This is a genomic window from Bordetella muralis, from assembly GCF_054781015.1.
Window position 1 is genome coordinate 115,543 of record NZ_BAAGVF010000010.1, and the last position, 18,907, is coordinate 134,449.

At 59.5% G+C, this 18,907-nt stretch carries 19 protein-coding genes and 1 tRNA gene; 14 read left to right on the forward strand and 6 right to left on the reverse strand.

Annotated features, from left to right (window positions below; genetic code table 11):
* The first annotated feature begins 42 nt into the window (after nt 1–42).
* The 12 genes from ACYVIT_RS25190 to ACYVIT_RS25245 all read left to right on the forward strand — a co-directional run bounded on the left by ACYVIT_RS25190 (nt 43) and on the right by ACYVIT_RS25245 (nt 12,389).
* Nucleotides 43–1,221 (forward strand): thiolase family protein, encoded by a 1,179-nt coding sequence (locus tag ACYVIT_RS25190; protein WP_415805742.1) that lies wholly within the window; start codon nt 43–45, stop codon nt 1,219–1,221.
* Between the two features lie 11 nt (nt 1,222–1,232).
* Nucleotides 1,233–2,150 carry an SDR family NAD(P)-dependent oxidoreductase gene (locus tag ACYVIT_RS25195; RefSeq protein ID WP_415805743.1) on the forward strand — a complete coding sequence of 306 codons (918 nt, stop codon included), beginning with the start codon at nt 1,233–1,235 and terminating at the stop codon, nt 2,148–2,150.
* 30 nt (nt 2,151–2,180) lie between these two features.
* Nucleotides 2,181–3,269 (forward strand): acyl-CoA dehydrogenase family protein, encoded by a 1,089-nt coding sequence (locus ACYVIT_RS25200; protein ID WP_415805744.1) that lies wholly within the window; start codon nt 2,181–2,183, stop codon nt 3,267–3,269.
* The gene (locus tag ACYVIT_RS25205; protein WP_415805745.1) at nt 3,266–4,399 is read left to right on the forward strand and encodes an acyl-CoA dehydrogenase family protein; all 1,134 of its coding nucleotides are present in this window, start codon (nt 3,266–3,268) and stop codon (nt 4,397–4,399) included. Before ACYVIT_RS25200 ends, ACYVIT_RS25205 begins: the two co-directional genes overlap by 4 nt.
* A gap of 48 nt (nt 4,400–4,447) precedes the next feature.
* Complete coding sequence (locus ACYVIT_RS25210) at nt 4,448–5,239, forward strand: enoyl-CoA hydratase/isomerase family protein (protein WP_415805746.1); 792 nt, start codon at nt 4,448–4,450, stop codon at nt 5,237–5,239.
* A 53-nt stretch (nt 5,240–5,292) separates the two neighbouring features.
* A complete protein-coding gene (locus ACYVIT_RS25215; RefSeq protein WP_415805747.1) occupies nt 5,293–6,492 on the forward strand; it encodes a CaiB/BaiF CoA transferase family protein in 1,200 nt (399 codons plus the stop codon).
* Between the two features lie 31 nt (nt 6,493–6,523).
* Entirely contained in the window at nt 6,524–7,243 is a 720-nt protein-coding gene (locus tag ACYVIT_RS25220) for a nitroreductase (RefSeq protein WP_415805804.1), read from the forward strand.
* A gap of 54 nt (nt 7,244–7,297) precedes the next feature.
* Nucleotides 7,298–8,434, forward strand: coding sequence for an acyl-CoA dehydrogenase family protein (locus tag ACYVIT_RS25225; protein WP_415805748.1), 1,137 nt, complete (start codon nt 7,298–7,300; stop codon nt 8,432–8,434).
* Between the two features lie 176 nt (nt 8,435–8,610).
* Nucleotides 8,611–9,621 (forward strand): tripartite tricarboxylate transporter substrate binding protein, encoded by a 1,011-nt coding sequence (locus tag ACYVIT_RS25230; RefSeq protein ID WP_415805749.1) that lies wholly within the window; start codon nt 8,611–8,613, stop codon nt 9,619–9,621.
* 105 nt (nt 9,622–9,726) lie between these two features.
* Entirely contained in the window at nt 9,727–10,785 is a 1,059-nt protein-coding gene (locus ACYVIT_RS25235; RefSeq protein ID WP_415805750.1) for a dipeptidase, read from the forward strand.
* A gap of 24 nt (nt 10,786–10,809) precedes the next feature.
* On the forward strand, nt 10,810–11,376 hold the full coding sequence (locus tag ACYVIT_RS25240) for a DUF2889 domain-containing protein (RefSeq protein ID WP_415805751.1): 567 nt from the start codon (nt 10,810–10,812) through the stop codon (nt 11,374–11,376).
* Nucleotides 11,377–11,606: 230 nt separating this feature from the next.
* Entirely contained in the window at nt 11,607–12,389 is a 783-nt protein-coding gene (locus tag ACYVIT_RS25245; protein WP_415805752.1) for an enoyl-CoA hydratase/isomerase family protein, read from the forward strand.
* A gap of 84 nt (nt 12,390–12,473) precedes the next feature.
* Here ACYVIT_RS25245 and ACYVIT_RS25250 read toward each other — a convergent pair whose 3' ends face one another.
* The 3 genes from ACYVIT_RS25250 to ACYVIT_RS25260 all read right to left on the reverse strand — a co-directional run bounded on the left by ACYVIT_RS25250 (nt 12,474) and on the right by ACYVIT_RS25260 (nt 14,433).
* The gene (locus ACYVIT_RS25250; RefSeq protein ID WP_415805753.1) at nt 12,474–13,829 is read right to left on the reverse strand and encodes a type II toxin-antitoxin system HipA family toxin; all 1,356 of its coding nucleotides are present in this window, start codon (nt 13,827–13,829) and stop codon (nt 12,474–12,476) included.
* A 3-nt stretch (nt 13,830–13,832) separates the two neighbouring features.
* The gene (locus ACYVIT_RS25255) at nt 13,833–14,093 is read right to left on the reverse strand and encodes a helix-turn-helix domain-containing protein (RefSeq protein WP_415805754.1); all 261 of its coding nucleotides are present in this window, start codon (nt 14,091–14,093) and stop codon (nt 13,833–13,835) included.
* 264 nt (nt 14,094–14,357) lie between these two features.
* Nucleotides 14,358–14,433 (reverse strand) — tRNA-Gly (locus ACYVIT_RS25260).
* A gap of 132 nt (nt 14,434–14,565) precedes the next feature.
* On the opposite strand from ACYVIT_RS25260, the gene ACYVIT_RS25265 reads away from it, so the two are divergent.
* On the forward strand, nt 14,566–15,330 hold the full coding sequence (locus ACYVIT_RS25265; protein ID WP_415805755.1) for a hypothetical protein: 765 nt from the start codon (nt 14,566–14,568) through the stop codon (nt 15,328–15,330).
* 136 nt (nt 15,331–15,466) lie between these two features.
* Nucleotides 15,467–16,858 (forward strand): GntP family permease, encoded by a 1,392-nt coding sequence (locus ACYVIT_RS25270; protein ID WP_415805756.1) that lies wholly within the window; start codon nt 15,467–15,469, stop codon nt 16,856–16,858.
* 23 nt (nt 16,859–16,881) lie between these two features.
* Here ACYVIT_RS25270 and ACYVIT_RS25275 read toward each other — a convergent pair whose 3' ends face one another.
* The 3 genes from ACYVIT_RS25275 to ACYVIT_RS25285 all read right to left on the reverse strand — a co-directional run bounded on the left by ACYVIT_RS25275 (nt 16,882) and on the right by ACYVIT_RS25285 (nt 18,885).
* Nucleotides 16,882–17,781 carry a DMT family transporter gene (locus ACYVIT_RS25275; RefSeq protein WP_415805757.1) on the reverse strand — a complete coding sequence of 300 codons (900 nt, stop codon included), beginning with the start codon at nt 17,779–17,781 and terminating at the stop codon, nt 16,882–16,884.
* A 70-nt stretch (nt 17,782–17,851) separates the two neighbouring features.
* On the reverse strand, nt 17,852–18,457 hold the full coding sequence (locus ACYVIT_RS25280; protein ID WP_415805758.1) for an FMN-dependent NADH-azoreductase: 606 nt from the start codon (nt 18,455–18,457) through the stop codon (nt 17,852–17,854).
* Complete coding sequence (locus ACYVIT_RS25285) at nt 18,454–18,885, reverse strand: carboxymuconolactone decarboxylase family protein (protein WP_415805759.1); 432 nt, start codon at nt 18,883–18,885, stop codon at nt 18,454–18,456. The genes ACYVIT_RS25280 and ACYVIT_RS25285 overlap by 4 nt, the downstream gene beginning before the upstream one ends.
* Nucleotides 18,886–18,907: the final 22 nt, after the last annotated feature.

Genomic DNA, 18,907 nt, shown 5'->3' on the forward strand with positions numbered 1-18,907 from the left:
ACCCCTTTTTGACCTTCACATAACTTTGATTGGAGAGAGACCATGACCACGCGCGTCGCAGTCGTTGGAATTGGCATGACTTCGTTTGGCAAATATATCGACCGCTCGGTCCGGACTTCGGCGGAAGAAGCCGTACGGAACGCGCTGGCAGATGCCGGCATCGGAGCCGAGCGCGTCGACCGCGTTTTTTTCGGTAACGCGGCGGCCGGACTTATCACGGGCCAAGAGATGGTGCGTGCTCAAGCCGCTTTGAGATACACCGGCCTTTTGGGCAAGCCCATGGTCAGCGTCGAGAATGCCTGCGCAACCGGTAGCACGGCTTTTCACCTTGCCTGGCATTCGGTCGCCAGTGGTCAGTCCGACGTGGCCATGGCTATCGGTGCGGAAAAACTGAGCCATCCTGACAAGGCGGTGTCGTTCGGGGCATTTGGTGGCGCGGTGGACAAGGAAGATGTCATGCCGTCGCATATCGGATCCGGCAGTGGGTCCATCTTCATGGACATCTATGCGGAGCGCACGCGGCGCTACATGGAGGCGACGGGGACGACGCCGGAGGACTTTGCCCGGGTCACTGTCAAGAGCCGGCGTGCTGGGGCTCTGAACCCATACGCGCAATTCCGTAAGGAGACGACGGTCGAAGAGGTGCTGACCGCCCGTATGATCAGCCAGCCACTTACGCTTCCAATGTGCTCGTCAATCGGAGACGGCGCGGCTGCGATCGTTCTCGTCTCGAGCCGCGTTGCCGCGCAACTGACAGGGTCCAGGCCAGTGTGGGTGGCGACCTCTGTACTTTTGTCAGGGATGGCCGACCCGACCAAGCCGAGCGCTTCCGTCAGCGCGGCGAAAGCTGCCTATGAGGATGCCTCGATCGGTCCCGATGAGGTCCATGTTGCCGAGGTTCATGATGCTTCGGCTCCCGGTGAGATCATCAACTACGAGGTCGTGCAGTTTTGTCCTGAAGGACAGGGCGCAGAGCTGCTCAGAAGCGGTGCCACGGACATCGGCGGTCGGATCTCCGTCAACCCGAGCGGCGGTTTGCTAAGCAGAGGCCATCCGATCGGCGCCACCGGTACGGCCCAGATCGCGGAGCTGGTCCAGCAGCTGCGCGGCGAAGCAGGCGAGCGGCAGCGTCCGTCGGCCAAGGTAGCCCTGGCGCAAAACTCGGGAGGCCAGGTTGGTCACGAGTCCGCCGTGGCGGTTGTCTCTATTTTGACTGCATAACGGAGGCGGCCATGACACAACGACTGCAAGGAAAAGTGATTGTGGTGACCGGCGCAGGCGCCGGCGTGGGCAAGGAAATCGCACTTGAGGCGGCGCGTCAGGGCGCGCGGGTGGTCGTGAATGACCTGGGCGTGAGCATGGATGGCGACAGCGCCCACAGCGCCGGACCGGCACAACAAACTGTCGAACAAATTCGCGCCGCGGGGGGCGAGGCCAGTGCCAACATAGACAGCGTGGCGGAATGGAGTTCGGCCCAGCAGATTGTGGCGCATGCACTCGATACCTACGGGCGTATCGACGGGCTGGTCAACAATGCCGGCAATCTACGCGACGGAATCTTCCACAAGATGACGGAAGAGGATTTCGACGCCGTGGTTAAAGTGCATCTGAAGGGCTGCTTCAATATGGCCCGCGCCGTTGCGCCGCATTTTAAAGGCCAGGAGGCTGGTGCAATCGTGCACATGACCTCGACATCTGGGCTGATCGGTAATGTCGCGCAAGCCAACTACGCTGCAGCCAAGATGGGCATTGTCGGGCTGTCGAAATCGATCGCGCTTGATATGGAGCGCTTCCACGTTCGGTCGAACTGCATCGCTCCGTTTGCCTTCACTCGCATGGTGAGCTCTATCCCGACTGACACGCCGGAAGGGTTGGCCCGCACGTTGGTCAACCAGCGTATGGAGGTAGCCAAGATCGCTCCGTTCACCTGCGCGCTGCTGACCGATGAAGCCAGCGATGTGACCGGCCAGATCTTCGGTGTCCGCAACAACGAGATCTATCTGTTCTCGCAGCCACGGCCGATTCGCACTGCGCACCGCAGCGAAGGCTGGACCGTGGATACGTGTCTCGACGTGGCGCTATCCATGATGAAGCCCTCCTTCTTCCCGTTGGACAAATCGCGCGACATTTTCACTTGGGATCCAGTTTGACGTGATGCGGATAACCACCAGGAGCAAGTGATGGGTGACGAGACAAGAGGCATGCTGCATGAGGCGGCCCTCCGAATCTTTGCAGACAAGCCTGACAATGTTTGGGAAGTGCTGCAAGGGTCCGGATTCGATAAGGCTCTGTTGCCAGAGCACAAGGGCGGCGCGGCCCTGCGTTGGACCGATGCATGCGGCATTCTGATGCTTGCGGGTGAGTACGCTGCGCCCGCGCCGCTGGCGGAAGCGATGGTCGGACATTGGCTTTTGGATCAAGCAGGTGTCGAGGGCGCGACTTTACCCACCATTGTGTCGACACACGACGAGCAAATTCGGGCGAGTCGCTCTCTCGACGGTTGGCGCGTTGATGGCACACTTCCGCGTGTGCCATGGGGGGGAGCATGCACGCATATCGCATTCATTTTGGGGGCCGGTACGGGCGCCCAACTGATCGTCGTGGCCCGCGATGCAGCAGGGGTCTCCATCTCATCGGGTCGCAATCTCGCCGGTGAGCCGCGCGACACACTGCTTCTCGATGATGTTGTGCCGCTGGCTGTTGTTGCCGCTCCCTTCGATGCCCGCGAGCTGCTTTCCCTTGCAGCTGTTCTACGTAGCGCGCTTATGGCAGGGGCGATCGAACGTTCGCTAGCGTTGGCAGTTGAATACGCCAACCTTCGTGTTCAGTTCGGACGACCGATCGGTAAATTTCAGGCAGTGCAGCAAAACATTGCCCATCTGGCAACGCAGGCGGCTGCTGCGCGTGCGGCAGCCGAGGCTGGCGGCGAAGCAATTGATGAATGGCTTGCTGGGGGTGGTAAGCCGCTAACGCAAAGCGTTGCAGCCCCCAGCGCGAAGATCCGGACTGGTGAGGCAGCAAGCCAGGCATGTGCGATCGCGCACCAAGTGTTCGGCGCAATCGGTTTCACGGAAGAACACGAGTTGCACCAATTCACCAAGCGGCTCTGGTCATGGCGGGACGAGTGCGGTAACGAAGCATTCTGGTCTCGCGAGCTTGGCGAGCAGATCCTGGCAGGAGATGTCGGACAGACCCTTTGGCATGCAATGGTCCCGACCGAAACGAGCGCAAGCGGTGCAGCAGCCGAATCCGTGGGAGCAACGCAATGAACAATCTCTCTTTTCCGCACCCGCGGCAATCCGAGATCGGCGAAAGGCTGAGGGTTGAGGTGCGCGAGTTCCTCGATGGCTGGCATGGGGATCGGCACGGCGCTGCTTCGTTTAGCGGCTTCGATCCTGAGTTCAGCAAGGCTCTCGGCAAGCGAGGCTGGATCGGCATGGGCTTTCCCAAGCAATATGGTGGCGGCGGCTACGGGCTAATGGAACGCCTTGTTGTCCTTGAGGAATTGCTTGCCGTGCGCGCACCGATCTTCGCGCATGCGGTGGCGGAGCGCCAGAGTGGACCGCTACTGCTGAGATTTGGCAACGAACGGCAGCGCGAGGAGATCGTTCCCCGCATTGCCGCCGGAGAGTGCTATTTCTGCATCGGTCTGAGCGAGCCGGACTCGGGTTCGGATCTCGCGTCGGTGCGAACGCGCGCCACAAAGGTTGACGGTGGCTGGGTCGTGAATGGCGCCAAGATCTGGACCTCGAGTGCACACCGTACTCACTACATGATACTGCTGTGCCGGACGGCGCCTCCGAGTGAAGTACGGCATGCTGGCCTGAGCCAGTTCCTGGTCGACATGAAGACACCAGGAATCACATGCCGGCCGATCGTCAACATCGCCGGCGACCACGATTTTAATGAAGTTCACTTCCAGGACGTATTCCTCGCCGACGATGCGCTCATTGGCGTAGAAGGGCAAGGCTGGCAACAGGTCACAAGTGAGCTCACGTTCGAGCGAAGCGGGCCTGATCGCTTCATGTCCCACATGGGTGCGGTTGAAGAGTTCGTTGCCGTGCTCAAGCAGCGGCCATCGAGTGAAGGCGCTAGGACTGTGGGGCGCCTCGTCGCTCACCTTTCGACGCTAAGACGGATGTCGCGCTCGGTGGCCACGATGATCACCGATGAGCAAGATGCCGCATTGCATGCGGCTCTGGTTAAGGACCTTGGCACCTGCTTTGAACAGGAGATTCCCGAGAACCTCCGGCTAGTTCTGCAGACCGAGCCCGGCGCATCTGACGCATACAGCTCGGCACTGGCCAACGTCATCCTGCACGCACCTTCATGCACTATCCGCGGCGGGACGAAAGAAGTGCTGCGCGGCATTGTAGCGAAGTCGCTGGGTCTGCGTTAGCGAGCCATCTCATTTACTACTTAAATCGAAACCCCTTAGGAGAGACAAATGGATACAGCAACGAAAACAGATGAACTGCAACAACAGCGGAGCGAAGCCGTTCTATGGTTGAAACTGAATCGACCGCAGGCATTGAACTCGCTAACGTTGTCGCTCGTCAATGCATTGGCGACGGCGATAAAAGATGCGGAAAACGACCCAGACGTTCGCGTTATTGTTCTGACCGGTGAGGGCCGCGCCTTCTGCGCAGGCGCCGATCTGAAGGATCCCGCCAGGAGTCGTCCAGAAAGCGGCGCTGAGTTTGTCAAAGCGATTGGCGCGCTAACGGAGCTAATAGAAGCTTCCCCCCGGCCGGTCATTGCAGCGATCAACGGAATTGCGGTCGCCGGCGGACTAGAGCTGGTACTTGCATGTGATGTCGTGATTGCCGCCGAGTCTGCCCGCCTTGGCGATGCTCATTCGAACTATGCGCTCTTTCCGGGTGCGGGCTCCACGGTGCGTCTGCCGAGAAAGGTGGGGCTCAACAACGCAAAGCTCCTCATGTTTTCGGGAGAGATGCTGCCCGCGAGCGAATGGAAGACGCTTGGACTGGTGAGTCAGGTGGTCGCGGATGACGGCTTTGTCGATGCTGTGTCGGCACTCGCCAAGAAACTGGCGGTCAAGAGTCCGCTGGTGCTGGCCAGAATGAAGCAGGCCCTCAATGATGCCGTGGACCAACCACTGCCGATTGCGCTGCGTTACGAGCGGGCCCTGAGCAACCTGCACCATTTCTCCTCGGATCGAGTGGAAGGGCTCACGGCGTTCAAGGAGAAGCGCGCCCCACGGTTCACGGGCAACTGAGTCTTTATCGCTTTCTGGTGACTTGGTATCGACGACTTGAAGGAAACAGAAGTATGGAATCGAAAGACAAAGGGCCGTTGGCCGGTATCCGCGTGATCGATATTGGCACTATGGTTGCAGGCCCGGTCGCCGCAACCCTGCTAGCAGACCTCGGTGCTGAGGTGATCAAGATCGAGCAACCAGGCCGCGGGGATTCACTGCGCCATATCGGGCCGTCGGTAGAAGGCGAGAGCCTATGGTGGAACGTGGAAGGTCGGAACAAGAAGTCCGTGACGCTTGACCTGCGCCAACCCGAAGGTCAGCGGGTCCTGAAAGAAATGTTGAAGCACGCGGACGTGCTCGTGGAGAATTTCCGTCCCGGCATCCTGGGTAAATGGAACCTCTCTTGGGAGCATTTGCGCGAAGTGAACCCAAGACTCGTGATGTTGAGTGTTTCTGGCTATGGCCAGACAGGCCCATACGCAAAGCGCGCAGGATATGACCGCATCGCCCTGGCGATGGGTGGTACGCTATACGCCACGGGTTATCCGGACCGTGCGCCGGTCAAACTGGGCACCGCGCTGGCCGACTACTCGACTGCGTTGTTTGGCGCTTTCGGGATCATGGTGGCCCTCTACCACCGTGACACGCGCGGTGGCGAAGGTCAGCAAATCGACCTCTCGTTGTATGAAACGGTGTTCCGCTTCACCGACGTAATGATCACAGCTTACGAGAAGTTGGGACTGTCGCGCGAGCGCACGGGCAACCTGCACTTCGCGGCAGCCCCTGGCGATCATTTTGAAACCTGCGATGGACGCTACATCGTTCTGACCGTGTCCAACGATCGCATGTTCGGTCGGCTGTGCGAGGCCATTCCGGCCCTGGGCGGCGAAGAGCGGTATTCGACACACGCGAAACGCACGGCGTGCGTCGAAGAGCTCAATGCCATCGTCGCCGCATGGATCAAGTCGCTGCCAGTGCTGGATGTCTGCCGCATCCTCGAAGAGAAAGGCCTCGCTTACTCGTTGATCTACTCTATCAAGGACATCGTTGCGGACCCGCATTATGCGGCTCGAGGCACCATCGCCAGCGTCAAGCACCCACAGATCGGCGAGCTGAAAATGCCAGCCGTACAACCACGGTTCAGCGGGACACCCTCCTCGCCGATCAAACCGGCGCCCGCCTTGGGTGCCGACACCGATGAGATTCTGCGTCAACTGGCAGGGCTCTCGGCCGGGCAGATTGCCGAGCTGCGTCAGGCAGGTACGGTCTGAGATGGTGAACACCATGGAGACACTCGTGACTATGTCCCACATCGACGCAGTCGTTCGGGATCCGGCCAGCGTGATGGCGGCCATCGAGAGCCGCTTCTCATGCCGCGCGTTTTCTCCTGACCGGCCGGTCGCGCGCCAGAAAATCGAAGAAATCCTGCGGGTCGCGAGTCGCGCTGCGTCCAGCACGAACACCCAGCCGTGGAAAGTGTACGTTCTGCAAGGCGATCGTCGGGATGCTCTCGTGGCTCAGGTGTGTGCTGCACACGATGCGACCCGTGACAATTCTTCCCTGACCGCTGAGTACGGTGAGGTAGACGGCTACTACCCCTCAGAGTGGGTCTCACCTTACATCGATCGGCGGCGCGACAATGGCTGGACCTTGTACGGTCACCTCGGGATCAAAAAGGGTGAGAAGGACAAAATGCATGCGCAGGGGCAACGGAATTACCGCTTTTTCGACGCACCGGTCGGCCTCATGTTCACCATCGACCGCGTCATGGGCCGCGGCTCGCTGATCGACTACGGCATGTTCCTGCAGACGCTGATGCTGGCGGCACGCGCGTTAGGCCTGCATACCTGTCCGCAGGCGGCGTGGAACAACTGCGCAAAGATCGTCCTCCCGTTCATCGGCGCGGGCGCCAACGAAATGCTGGTCTGCGGCATGGCACTGGGATACGCAGACGAGTCCGCGCCTGTGAATACCTACAGAACCTCGCGAGAGCCGGTGGAAAGTTTTACGCGTTGGATCTGAGTCCGGCGCCTGTGTTGACCTTTAACCCGTCCAACGACCTCATCAAGGAAATTTATGGATTTCAAACTTTCTGACGACTCGCTCGCCATGCAAGCGTCTACGCACAAAGTGGTCAACCATTTGCTCGAGTACGAGCAGCACTTCCACGAGACAAACGAGGTGCATAAGGACGTGGACGAAACCTTGCGGGAGATGGGCTACTACGGGTTGTCCATCCCTGAGGAGTTTGGTGGGACCCCTGTGGACAAAGTCACATTGGCATTGATCCAGATGGAACTCGCGCGCATGCCGCCGCAGTTCTGGCCGTCCATACGCCAGGCATTGGGGCCAATCCCACAATTGCTGCTCCTGCACGGCACGGCGAAACAAAAGGACAAATGGCTGTCACGGATCGCGGCTGGTGCCACCGCCTGCTTCGCGCTGACCGAGCCGGACGCCGGATCAGACGTCGGAGCGATGCGAACAACTGCGGTGAAGAAGGGCGACAGATGGGTCCTCGAAGGTGCCAAGACGTACATCTCGAACGCCGAACGCGGCGACCTGTTTCTTGTGTTTGCCAAGACCGACCAGAGCAAAGGCCGCGATGGCGTGTCGGCATTCCTCGTAGAGCCGACGACTGCCGGCTTCAGCATGAGCAAGCCCATTCGCACCATGGGCTTCATGACGAACGGTGTCTACGGACTGACGTTTGACAACTGCGAGATCCCTGCAGAGAACTTGCTCGGCGAGGAGAACCGCGGGTTCTACTACGCGGTATCGGGGCTGAACGAGGCTCGGGTCAACGTTGGCTGTCAAGCGCTGGGTGGCAGCCAGATCGCGTTTGAGCACGCGCTTCAGTACGCCAAGGATCGCGTGACGTTCGGTCAACCACTGTCGAACCATCAAGTTGTGCAGCACATGTTGGCCGATATGGCGATGGAGCAGCATGCCGCACGAATGCTGCTGCTGGAAGCGGCATGGGGCCTGCAAACCGGCGTGGACGTGCGCTTGAAGTCCTCTTACGCCAAGGTGTTCTGCACCGAAGTTGCCAATCGCATTGCGGATAGAGCTTTACAGATTTTTGGCGGTGCGGGCTATATCAAAGGCATGGTGGTAGAGCGGGTCTACCGCGAGTTGAGGGTCATGCGAATCTTCGAGGGGGCGAACGAGATTCAGCGCAACATGATTGCAAAACAGTTGCTAGGAGACTAGTGGGCGAAGGCTCTGTTCGGCCAATGCATAAAAACAGCCACATTATGGACTCCCTACTTTCGATTTGTGGCGCCGAAATTACGATTCAGTGACTCAGCTTCGGGCTGACTGCCGTGACCTGAGCGCCGCCATAGCGTTGTTCGACGATGATTTTTTATATAACTAGAGTGAGACAAATGAAATTCCAGAACACTTATTCGAGCCGCCGCAACTTCCTGCTGGTCGCTGCAGCCGCCTCCCTGTTGCCGCATTTAGCGTTCGCCCAGGTACCCGCCTGGCCCACCCAAGCGGTGAAAATCGTAGTGGGTACCGGCCCGGGCTCGCAGACCGACATGGTCGCTCGCCTTCTGGCGCCTCGGTTGGAGGCAATGTGGAAGCAGCCAGTCATCGTGGAGAACAAGGCGGGCGCGGGGGGCATCATCGGCACCGAGTACACGCTGGCCGCGAACGACGGCCACACGCTTCTCATGGCCAGTCCGAGTATGCTCCTGGCAAAGTACACAGCCCCCAAGCTCCGCTTCGATCCTCTGACGGACTTGATACCGGTCTACCGTGTTTTCAACACGCCGGTCGTGTTCGTCACCAATGCGAAAACGGCGCAGCGCGCGAAGACGATGGCCGAGTTGGTGGAGTTGAGTAAATCCACGCAGCAAGGGATCTTTTTCGGCGGAGCCGGTCCCGCGTCGTTCTTCACCGTCTCGATGTCGGCTCTGGCGAATCCGATGGGATTGCGCTATTCGACAATAGATTACAGTGGCGTGGGTCCAATGATCTTGGGTCTTCTGCGCGACGATACGCAACTTTCCATAAGCGGGTATCTCTCGGTGAAAGGTCAGATCGATTCAAAGGAGTTGCATGCGCTCGCGGTGATCGACAGTACGCGACTCGCTCGTCTGCCGGACGTACCCACGCTCGAAGAAGCCGTCGGCTACAAGGGCTTTCTGCCCATATCCTGGGGCGGGATCTTTGCGCCCAAGGGCACGCCCACGGCAGTGGTCGACGTCATTGCGCGCACCTTCGGAGCCTTGTATGCGGATGAACCGGGGCGCAAGTTGTTGGAGGCTCGCCTCGCAGGCGCAGGCACGTTGGTCGAGTCGTCGCCGGCGCAGTTCTCCAAGGAGTATGAGGAGGAGGCGATCGTGTGGGAGAAGTCACTCGCTGGACGTGAGACCGCCGTTTCGCAGTAATACTAAGCCAAATTGACTGCGACGTTTACCGTCTGACAAGCTATGTGCTGCGCTCATTTTCACTCGTTTGCCACCCCGTGCCACCATTCGATCTGGAGCACGCCGATGGCGTCTGTTCAGGCCATTCTCAACGGCGATGTCGGACCCAACGGTTCGACCGAAGCGGCCCGGGTTGCCGAGTTTGGCGTTAAAGCGTTGGCGGTGTTGCGCAAACACATCTCGGTAGATGTCCATACGCACGGCGGACCGCAGGGCATCTACTCGCCGGCCGCTCCTAACGGGACGCTCGCTGCCGGGATGCGGGCCGGCTCCCTTGCCGCCGTGTGCCTGTCGGAAATTCCGGACGAGCCTCTTCTTGGCAGGAATGCAGCGGGGGTCACAGGCATCACACGTTCGCCGAAGCCGGGTGAACTCTACAGGCACCATCTAGAACGACTCGCGTGGGTTGACGAGATGGTGACCCACCATGGCTTGCAGCGCGCATTGACAGCAGCCGACCTGGCATCGGCCCACGCCGCAGGCCAGCCGTCGTTGGTCGGAGGCGTTGAAGGCTTGGACTTCATGGAAGGGAAGCTGGAGCGATTGGAGGAAGCACACCAGCGCGGCATCCGTTCGGCTCAGCTTGTGCACTACACCCCAAACGATATAGGTGACTTCCAGATGGGCGTCGTGACGCACGAAGGATTGACCGAACTTGGCGTCGAGGTGATTCGGGAGTGCCATCGGTTGGGAATGATCATCGATGTTGCACACGCCACTGAACAAACGGCCAAAGCCGCGGCGAGAGTCTCTACCAAGCCGCTGCTGCTTTCACACACCGCGCTTGCCGGTTCTCGGGCGATGGCATCGACCCGATTGGTCGCCCGTTGCGTGAGTGCGGACCATGCGAGGGCGATTGCAGAGACCGGTGGTGCCGTCGGGATCTGGGCCATATTTCCTGACCTGGAAAAGTACGTCGAGGGACTGAAGGAAATGGCTGACATCATCGGGGTGGACCATGTCTGCGTGGGGACCGATCAACAAGTCGCCCCCGGTGCGCTGCAAGACTATGCGCAGTGGGTCAACCTGATCGCGGCGATGTTACGTGGCGGATTCACGCCCGAAGAGGCGGGGAAGATCGCGGGTGGCAATTACATGCGCATCTTCCGTGCTGCGATGGGATGAAGCACTCACGAGGTCGGAGATTCCATGAATACAGATACAGTGACTCGCGAAGAGTTGCACCACCGCGACGTCGACTTGCGATTTTACCGTCGCAGTGACGGCCTCTTCGAGGTCGAAGGGCGACTGGTCGACACCAAGACACACCCGTTTCGTCGCTTGTTGGCTGAAGAGGATGCCCCGCCAGGTCACCACCTGCACGACATCACCGTTCGCCTTGTGCTAGATGCTGAGCTCCGAGTTCATGCTGCGGATGCAAGAATGTCGGCGACTCCGTTCAGCATCTGCCCGGGGGCTGCAACTGCGCTGCAGGCGCTGGTGGGTCTCAGCATCGGTGCAGGCTGGAACAAGCGCGTACGCGAACTGCTTAGGGGCGTGGCGTCCTGCACGCACATTGTTGAGCTGTTGGGTCCCATGGCCACGACCGTGCTGCAAGGCATCGCGCCGCTACGCCTCGCGTCGACTGATGACCCTGAAGACGACGCACAGCGTCGTTTTCGTGTGGACAGCTGTTACGCGTTCGCGGCAGAGCGCGAAGTTGTGGTTCGCCTGTTGCCGCGCCGGCAGCGCGAGAAACTAGGCACGTCGATCTGACCGGGTCTTTTACCAAAATCAGAGAAAAGTGTGTGACTTACGAGTGATTGCCCAGCGTCACTGGCGTGTCGGCGAACTGGTTGAAGCCGTCGCTATGCTGTTCGCGCGGCTCGTCCGCGAATACCAAGCGGCATGCCGACGCGGGAAGTGGGACCGAGTCACCAAGGACTGAAGGGGCAACATGCCATTCACAACACGCGCGATGTCGCATCAGAATCGAGAGCCTTTTTATGACCACTGATATTCCCCTGCTGCTTGAGCGTGAAGGCGCTGTGGCTTCAATTTGCTTTAACCGGCCGTCGGCGCTCAACGCCATCGACCCGCCCATGGCGCGCGCATTTCTCTCCATTGTGCGCGAATTGGCCGTCGACCCGAGCGTGCGTGCCGTGATCATGCGCGGGGCTGGAAACGGCTTCATGGCCGGAGGTGACCTGGCTGTGTTGAATGCCGACCCGCGACGCGGAGCCGCAGAGCTGATCGGGCCTTTGCACGAGGCCGTTCGTGTGCTGGACACTATGGATGCCCCGCTTGTCGCGCAGGTCCATGGTGTGGCGGCCGGCGCGGGACTGAGTCTGATGCTGCAGGCCGACTTCGTGCTAGCCGCCGCTGGCACGCGCTTCAATCTCGCGTACGCGAACATCGGCGCTAGCTGCGACGTCGGCGCCTCATGGGCACTGCCGCGCCGGGTAGGGCTGAGGCGCGCGCTGGAGATTGCACTGCTTAGCGATACGTACGACGCGGATGCCGCTGAACGCATGGGCTTGATCAACCGTGTGGTACCAGCCGCAGAGCTGGCGGCCGAGGCGTCGGCGCTGGCGCACCGGTTGGCGAATGGCCCAACCCTGGCATTGGGTCACCTTCGTCGATTGATGCGCAGTTTTCAGGACCGCGACCTGGCGGGCCAACTCGACGCCGAGGCAGCTGCCTTTCAGGCCTGCGCTGCCACTGACGACTTTCGTGTCGGCGTTGATGCCTTTCGACATCGGGAGACACCGTCTTTCACCGGCCGTTGAATCCTACTTTCTTTGCTCTTTCTTTATCGACGCAGCGGCGTGCTGGCCGACGCCAGGGTGAACACGCCTCTTACTCATCTGACGCTAACCGGCCAGCCTATCGGCGGCGTCCTGCAGGCCGTTGAGGATGCTGTCTGCCACGTGTTGAGGAAAGCCCTCTGGCAGTAGCGCTCGAACCGTCTTTACGACCCCCGGTGTGCGCGCTACCAGATCGTCCAGGACATGCTCCACCCCCTGGCCGTTTGGGGTTACCACGCCATGTTCGGTACCCACGGCAACCCAGTGCCGGCGTAGGATATTCCGCACAACCCAATGAGGACTCTTCGAGCGCACAGCCATGGCCATCTTGGCTTTATACGGCGACAACTGGTTCGCGCCTTTGCCGATGATAGGGTATGCCGAGAGCACGTCGTATAACGGCGTGAGTTCGTAGGTGCCGCCCTGGCGCAGAAAAATGCTGAAGTTCTTCGCGTGACCGTCTGTGGCGCAAAGCATCCAGAATAGGACCTGCGCCTGAAAGAACATGCGCCGGTCGCGGTCCGGGGAGCGCGACGTGGCCAACAGCTTCATGATTTGGCGTACGCCGGGCCCGCCATCGGACTCGTACTTCAGGTGCGGCGGGGTGCCCGTCGCCTGGCACATGTCTTCCTGGGGCAGGCGGATGAGCCAGCGCTTGCCTTCTTCGGTCTCCCACCACATCCGGTCGAACCGCTCGACTGCCAGCACCTTCATATCCTCGAACATCAGGGGCTTGGTGCGCGCCACCGGCATTTGGTAGGCGTGCAGGATTTCCGAGCATAGCCACTCGTTTTCGACCGAGTCGCGCATGTCGAACTTCATGTTCGCAACCAGGCCCAGAGGTAATTTAAAGATGTGGGTGGTCGGCGTCGAACCATGCGGCCGGCACCATCGGCCGTCGTACCAGAGCAGGGCTGACTTCTCCTGCGCGCCGGCGATGGAAATGCGGAAGTCATCATCGTCGGCGGCTTCTCGGCCGCCCAGCGGCGCTGACGCCAGGGTGTTGCGTAGCAGACGTGCGACCTCGGCATCGGTCATTGGAACCGCGTTCACTTCCTGCGTTCCGCCTGGTGCTTCCGTGCCGGGCATTACCTGTAGTGCGCCGACACAATCCCGGCCGACTTCGGCAAGCAGTGCGAACGCATTGGTCGAGCCGGCCTGAAACCGCCGGGCGACGCGCTCCCGGATTTCTTTACTGTCCGGCAGCAGGTTCTCGAAGTAGGTACGCACGGCATCGCCGCGGAGCAACTGATTGCCCGGGGTGAAGGGGAGGGAGAGCGACAGCGGGCGTCCTAGGCTGGAGGCCACCCAGGCGTCGTCGTACTGCAGGACCTCCCCGATATGAGGTTGCACGCTCCAGGTGCCGACGAATTCGCCGTTCATCCAGAGATTCAGGGAGCGTGTGTGCGAGCGTCGCCCCATGGCTCACCAGTTCGGGCTGGCTGGCGGCTTGATCGCCGCCGATTCGTTGGTCTTGCGCAGGACGAGCTCCACGCCCAGGATGCTCAGGAGTTCCAGCAAGCGGTCGGCGCTGACCTTTTCGGCGTTGCGTTCCAATGAGGAGAGTGTTTGCTGAGTGACACCCAGGCGCATGGCCGTAGCCGCCTGTGTCAAGCCGGCCTGCTTACGAAACGCCTGGAGCAGTGTGGGCAGTTGCTCTGCAGTGCGGACGGTGAAGTCGGGCATACAAACCTCGTGCTATATCGGTGTTTTACAAACTATAGGGTGTAAATACGAAATACGCAATGTGGTTTGTAAAACGAAAATACAAATTATGAACTGTATTTTTGATTTACAGCTTCTAGGCTGTGAAGCGATCGGGCAGTGAAGGCAGCGCGTGGCCGTAGGTAGATAGCAGACATCACTGGACGAAAAAAAGGCCGAAACACGAAGTTTTCGGCCTTTTTCAATCATCTATGAACTTTGGTGGGTGTTCATGGATAAAAATCTTGGAGCGGGAGACGAGTCTCGAACTCGCGACCTCAACCTTGGCAAGGTTGCGCTCTACCAACTGAGCTACTCCCGCATTTTGGTAACACCGGTGTCCGGCACCAAAGAAAAAAATTATAGCAGGATTTTTTCGGGTTGTGCAACTGTGACCATGCTGCGGGCGCCAGGTGCATAATTCTCCCGTTTTTAGATCTGACTTCATTGCTTCATGCCATATCTCGGACTTGGCCTTCATGTGGCCATCGCCCTGTTTTTCGCCGTTCATGCGGTGCGTAGCCAGCAAAACACCTATTGGTTGTTCATCCTGTTTTCATTCCCCGGGCTTGGCAGCATCGTGTACTTTTTCGCGATCTATCTGCCGGAAATGCGTCATTCCCGCGGGTTTCGCACGACGGCAAAGGCAGCGTCACGCTTGATCGATCCCAATCAAGCCGTCCGCAAAGCTCGGCAGGACCTGGAGCGTGCGCCGACGATCCAGCATCGCATGCGGCTGGCAGACTTACTGCTCGAGGCGGGGCAGGCTGCCGAGGCATGCGAGCAGTATCAACAGGCTGCCAATGGCCCGTTTTCGGATGACCCGGATTTGTTGAAGGGCTTGGCACAGGCGCAATATGCCATCGGCGACGTGGCGGGCGCGAAAGCGTCTTTGGAAAAGCTCTTTGTCGCGCAGCCTTCCGCGAAAGAGCAGTCAGGGCCCACATTGCTCTATGCCCGCGTATTGGCACAAACCGGCTCGGAGCAGGCGCGCGAGGCATTCGCTCGGGCTGTCACCTATGGCACCGACGCCGCGGCTCGTTGTCTGTATGCGGATTGGCTGGTCCAGCAAAACAACGAGGCGGATCGCAAACAGGCACACATGCTGTACAGCGATGTTTTGCAGGACGCAAAGCATGGTCCGCGATACGCGCGCCAACATAATCGCGAGTGGATAGATCGCGCCAAGACCGGTTTGGCCGAGATGACGCAGCGATAGCAGCGGAACCAAGCTCAGCAGACTGTCATGTGTCCCATGGAATAATCAGGCAAACGCTCGGCCGCCTTGCCCTGGAACGCAAGTGTTCTCTCGGAATCTGGCGCGGCCGTGCTGCGTGGTTTTCTTTAGGAACAACATGAGTTCAGGTGATTTTCAGCTGCTTGCGACGGCGCTTGCGAGTGTCTTGATTCTGGTGGCATTGATCGTCTCGCGCATCAAGATGCATCCGTTGCTGGCGCTGCTGGTGGTGTCTATCGGGGTCGGCCTCGTGACCGGTATGCCGATTGATCACCTGGTCAAATCGATCACCAATGGCGCGGGCAAGACCTTGGGCGCAGTAGGCCTGGTGGTCGCTCTGGGCGCCATGCTGGGCAAGGTCCTGGCCGATACCGGCGTGACCGAGAGTATTTCGAACTTCATCCTGAACCGTACGTCGGTGCGGGGCCTGCCCTGGGCGATGGCGTTGGTGGCTTTCATCATCGGCATCCCGATGTTTTTCGAAGTCGGCCTGGTGGTATTGCTGCCGCTGATTTTCAGCGTGGCACGCAAAGTCGAGGAAACCTCGACACGACGCGGTTCGGCCTATGTGTACGTGGGTGTGCCTGTCATCGCGGCGTTGGCGTCGATGCACGGCATGGTGCCTCCGCATCCCGGCCCGCTGACGGCGATTGCGACACTCAATACCAGTGTCGGCGCTACGTTGATCTATGGCTTTATCGCCGCCATTCCTGCGATTGTGCTGTCGGGACCGCTATATGCGGCGTTCATCGCGCCTCGTTTGACGGTGCGTCCGGACGAGTCATTGATTGCGCAGTTCTCGCCGCAAACCGATACCGCTGCGAATGCCTCGTCTCGCCCTGGGTTGGGTTTGGGGTTGCTGGCCGCGCTATTGCCGGCACTGTTGATGTTATGTCATGCGTTGGGTGAATTGTTGTTTTCCAAAACGTCGGCCGTCGCGCAGGTGACGGCGTTCTTGGGGAACCCAGTGATCGCCATGTTGATCGGCCTGTTGTTCGCCACCATTGCCTTGGTTTACGCCCGACGCGGCGACGCGGAACATCTGCAGAAATCATTGACCGCGAGTCTGAAGCCGATCGCGGGCGTGTTGTTGATCATCGCTGGCGGCGGTGCCTTTCAGCAAGTGCTGACCGATGCAAAAGTCGGCGATGCGATTGTCCATCTGACGCATCAGTTCGCGCTGTCACCGCTGATTCTGGGCTGGATCATTTCCATGCTGTTGTCCGTATCCACCGGTTCTGCGACGGTCGGGATTGTCGGGGCGGCAGGGTTGTTGGCGCCACTGGCTGGCACTGATGCTGCGTTGAATCTGCCGTTGCTGGCCTTGTCGATCGGTTGCGGTTCGTTGTTTTTCAACTATGCCAATCATGCCGGATTCTGGCTGGTCAAAGAGTCCTTTGGCATGACCATGGGCGAGGCGACCAAGACCATTTCGGTGGTGCAGTCGATTGTGGCGGTAGTGGGCCTGGTCATGGTGTTGTTGTTGAATCTATTGCCGCCGCTGGTGTGACGCGATCCGACGAGAGTGGAACCTCACGATCGCTTCATTACCAGATAGATTCCGGCCGCGGCGAGTGCCATGCCGGGGATCGCCAGCGCCGGCAGCGTTTCCCGCAAGACCACAAACGCAATGATTGCGGTCATCGGCGGCACGAGGAAAAACAGCGCGGACACGCGCGATGCCTCACCGCGCCGGATCATGGCCAGCAGCAATGAGATTGCCAGCAGCGAGTTGCACACGACCAGATAGGCCAGCGATCCGAACAGGCCCGCCGTCCATTGCACCTGCATGGGCTCGAGCCAGAATGCCAATGGAGCTGTGACGGCCAGGCCGACGCTGTACTGCACGGTGTTGGCCGTCAGCACATCGGCTTGCGTGCCAAAACGCTTTTCCCATAATGTGCCTCCCGCGAGGGTGAGCAACGCCAGGACCGCGAATCCCAGCCCCAGTGTCGACGTCAGCGCGATGGATGATTTAGAAAGGATCACAACGATTGCGCCGGTCACGCCCAGGATCAAACCGATCCATCTGCGTAGCCCCACGCTTTCTTTGGCGACCCAGGGCGCGAGCAGCCCGATCAGAATAGGTTGTTGCGAGGTGATCAGCGCAATCGTCCCGGCAGACGTGCCGAGTTTCAGGCTGAGGTACGTGAACGCAAAATAACCGGCCTGGATCAAGAGGCCGGTGCCGATCAGGCTGACCCATTCATGGGCTGTTAACCGAAAGCTCGGCCGGCGCCAGCAACACGCGACTAGAAGCAGCCCTACCACGCACACGTAACGCAATGCCAGAAAGGTCAGCGGGTCGGCATACTGCAACCCGGCCTTCAGGAAAACGAATCCACTGGACCAGAGCAAGAGAAAAAGCGCCGGTGAGGCGATCACCCAATAGGACGTCGATGGTGTTGCGGTTTGATTTCCGGTCTGTGGCACCGTCTTGTCCCAATGTGAATGGCTGTGTTCTCCGGCTATGAGATTAACAATCTTGCAGGGGAAAGGCCATTCACGCGAGATGGAGTGCGGTGAGCAATGCCTCTTGATCCGCTGCCAATTGCTCCGGTGTGCGAAACGCCGTTCCCTGCAGCGACAGGAACTGCACGCTGTTTAATCCCACGCATCCCAGTGCGGCGGATAGATATGGTGTCAGAAAATCCGGTTGTTTGGCGTTGTCTCCTGTGAAAAGCCCTCCGGACGCGATAGCAATATACACAGGACGATCCGGCAGCAGACCGATTTTTTCGCCGGTAGGTGCCGGCGCAAAACTGCGGCCTATGCGCACGATCTGGTCTATCCAGGCTTTGAGTACAGACGGCACCGTGAAGTTGTTCATCGGCGTGCCCATGACCAGGACATCTGCGTCTTCGATTTCCAGAATCAACTGTTCCGACAGACGTGTTGCGCCATTGGCTATGCCTATCGCCAATGTCTCGCGCGAGGCCAACGCAGTCGCGTAATCGGACTCGGCGTGCGGAATCGGATCACCGCCGAGATCGCGGCGCGTGATACGCGCATCAGGATGAGCGGCGAGCAACCGCGCCACAATCGCTGCCGAAAGCTGGCGGCTATGTGATGCGGCTCTCGGGCTGCAATCGATATGGAGAATGTTCATTGGCGCATTCCGATGGCCAGTCGATTGAATGCGCTCATCAAGGCAATCGCAAAGCATAGATCCGAGATTTCGGCATCGCTGAAGTGCGCCTTGAGCGGTTCGAAATCTGCATCGGGCGCATGCGTCAGATCCACATGCGTGAGCGATTCTGTCCATGCCAGTGCGGCGCGTTCGCGTTCTGTGAATCGTTCGCTCACGCGCCAACCCGCGACGCTATCGAGCTTGGCGGTGTCGATGCCGTCGCCGCGTAGCGATTTGCTATGCATTTCCAGGCAGAATGCGCAGCCGTTGATCTGCGACATGCGCAGCCAGATCAGTTCGATCAGCGATTTTCCCAGGCCGCTTTTTTCCAGGGCTTTTTTGGTGACCATGAAACCTTGATAGGCTTCGGGGGAAAGTGTCCAATAAGGAAGGCGTAGTGTGCTCATTGTCTGTTCCGATGAGGGATAC

Excerpts from the sequence above, each read along its gene's own strand:
- ACYVIT_RS25245 (WP_415805752.1), top strand. The coding sequence starts at position 11,607 with ATGACCACTGATATTCCCCTGCTGCTTGAGCGTGAAGGCGCTGTGGCT.
- ACYVIT_RS25195 (WP_415805743.1), top strand. The coding sequence starts at position 1,233 with ATGACACAACGACTGCAAGGAAAAGTGATTGTGGTGACCGGCGCAGGC.
- ACYVIT_RS25270 (WP_415805756.1), top strand. The coding sequence starts at position 15,467 with ATGAGTTCAGGTGATTTTCAGCTGCTTGCGACGGCGCTTGCGAGTGTC.
- ACYVIT_RS25220 (WP_415805804.1), top strand. The coding sequence starts at position 6,524 with ATGTCCCACATCGACGCAGTCGTTCGGGATCCGGCCAGCGTGATGGCG.
- ACYVIT_RS25240 (WP_415805751.1), top strand. The coding sequence starts at position 10,810 with ATGAATACAGATACAGTGACTCGCGAAGAGTTGCACCACCGCGACGTC.
- ACYVIT_RS25210 (WP_415805746.1), top strand. The coding sequence starts at position 4,448 with ATGGATACAGCAACGAAAACAGATGAACTGCAACAACAGCGGAGCGAA.
- ACYVIT_RS25215 (WP_415805747.1), top strand. The coding sequence starts at position 5,293 with ATGGAATCGAAAGACAAAGGGCCGTTGGCCGGTATCCGCGTGATCGAT.
- ACYVIT_RS25200 (WP_415805744.1), top strand. The coding sequence starts at position 2,181 with ATGGGTGACGAGACAAGAGGCATGCTGCATGAGGCGGCCCTCCGAATC.
- ACYVIT_RS25250 (WP_415805753.1), bottom strand. The coding sequence starts at position 13,829 with ATGGGGCGACGCTCGCACACACGCTCCCTGAATCTCTGGATGAACGGC.
- ACYVIT_RS25225 (WP_415805748.1), top strand. The coding sequence starts at position 7,298 with ATGGATTTCAAACTTTCTGACGACTCGCTCGCCATGCAAGCGTCTACG.
- ACYVIT_RS25280 (WP_415805758.1), bottom strand. The coding sequence starts at position 18,457 with ATGAACATTCTCCATATCGATTGCAGCCCGAGAGCCGCATCACATAGC.
- ACYVIT_RS25265 (WP_415805755.1), top strand. The coding sequence starts at position 14,566 with ATGCCATATCTCGGACTTGGCCTTCATGTGGCCATCGCCCTGTTTTTC.
- ACYVIT_RS25235 (WP_415805750.1), top strand. The coding sequence starts at position 9,727 with ATGGCGTCTGTTCAGGCCATTCTCAACGGCGATGTCGGACCCAACGGT.
- ACYVIT_RS25230 (WP_415805749.1), top strand. The coding sequence starts at position 8,611 with ATGAAATTCCAGAACACTTATTCGAGCCGCCGCAACTTCCTGCTGGTC.
- ACYVIT_RS25190 (WP_415805742.1), top strand. The coding sequence starts at position 43 with ATGACCACGCGCGTCGCAGTCGTTGGAATTGGCATGACTTCGTTTGGC.
- ACYVIT_RS25255 (WP_415805754.1), bottom strand. The coding sequence starts at position 14,093 with ATGCCCGACTTCACCGTCCGCACTGCAGAGCAACTGCCCACACTGCTC.
- ACYVIT_RS25285 (WP_415805759.1), bottom strand. The coding sequence starts at position 18,885 with ATGAGCACACTACGCCTTCCTTATTGGACACTTTCCCCCGAAGCCTAT.
- ACYVIT_RS25205 (WP_415805745.1), top strand. The coding sequence starts at position 3,266 with ATGAACAATCTCTCTTTTCCGCACCCGCGGCAATCCGAGATCGGCGAA.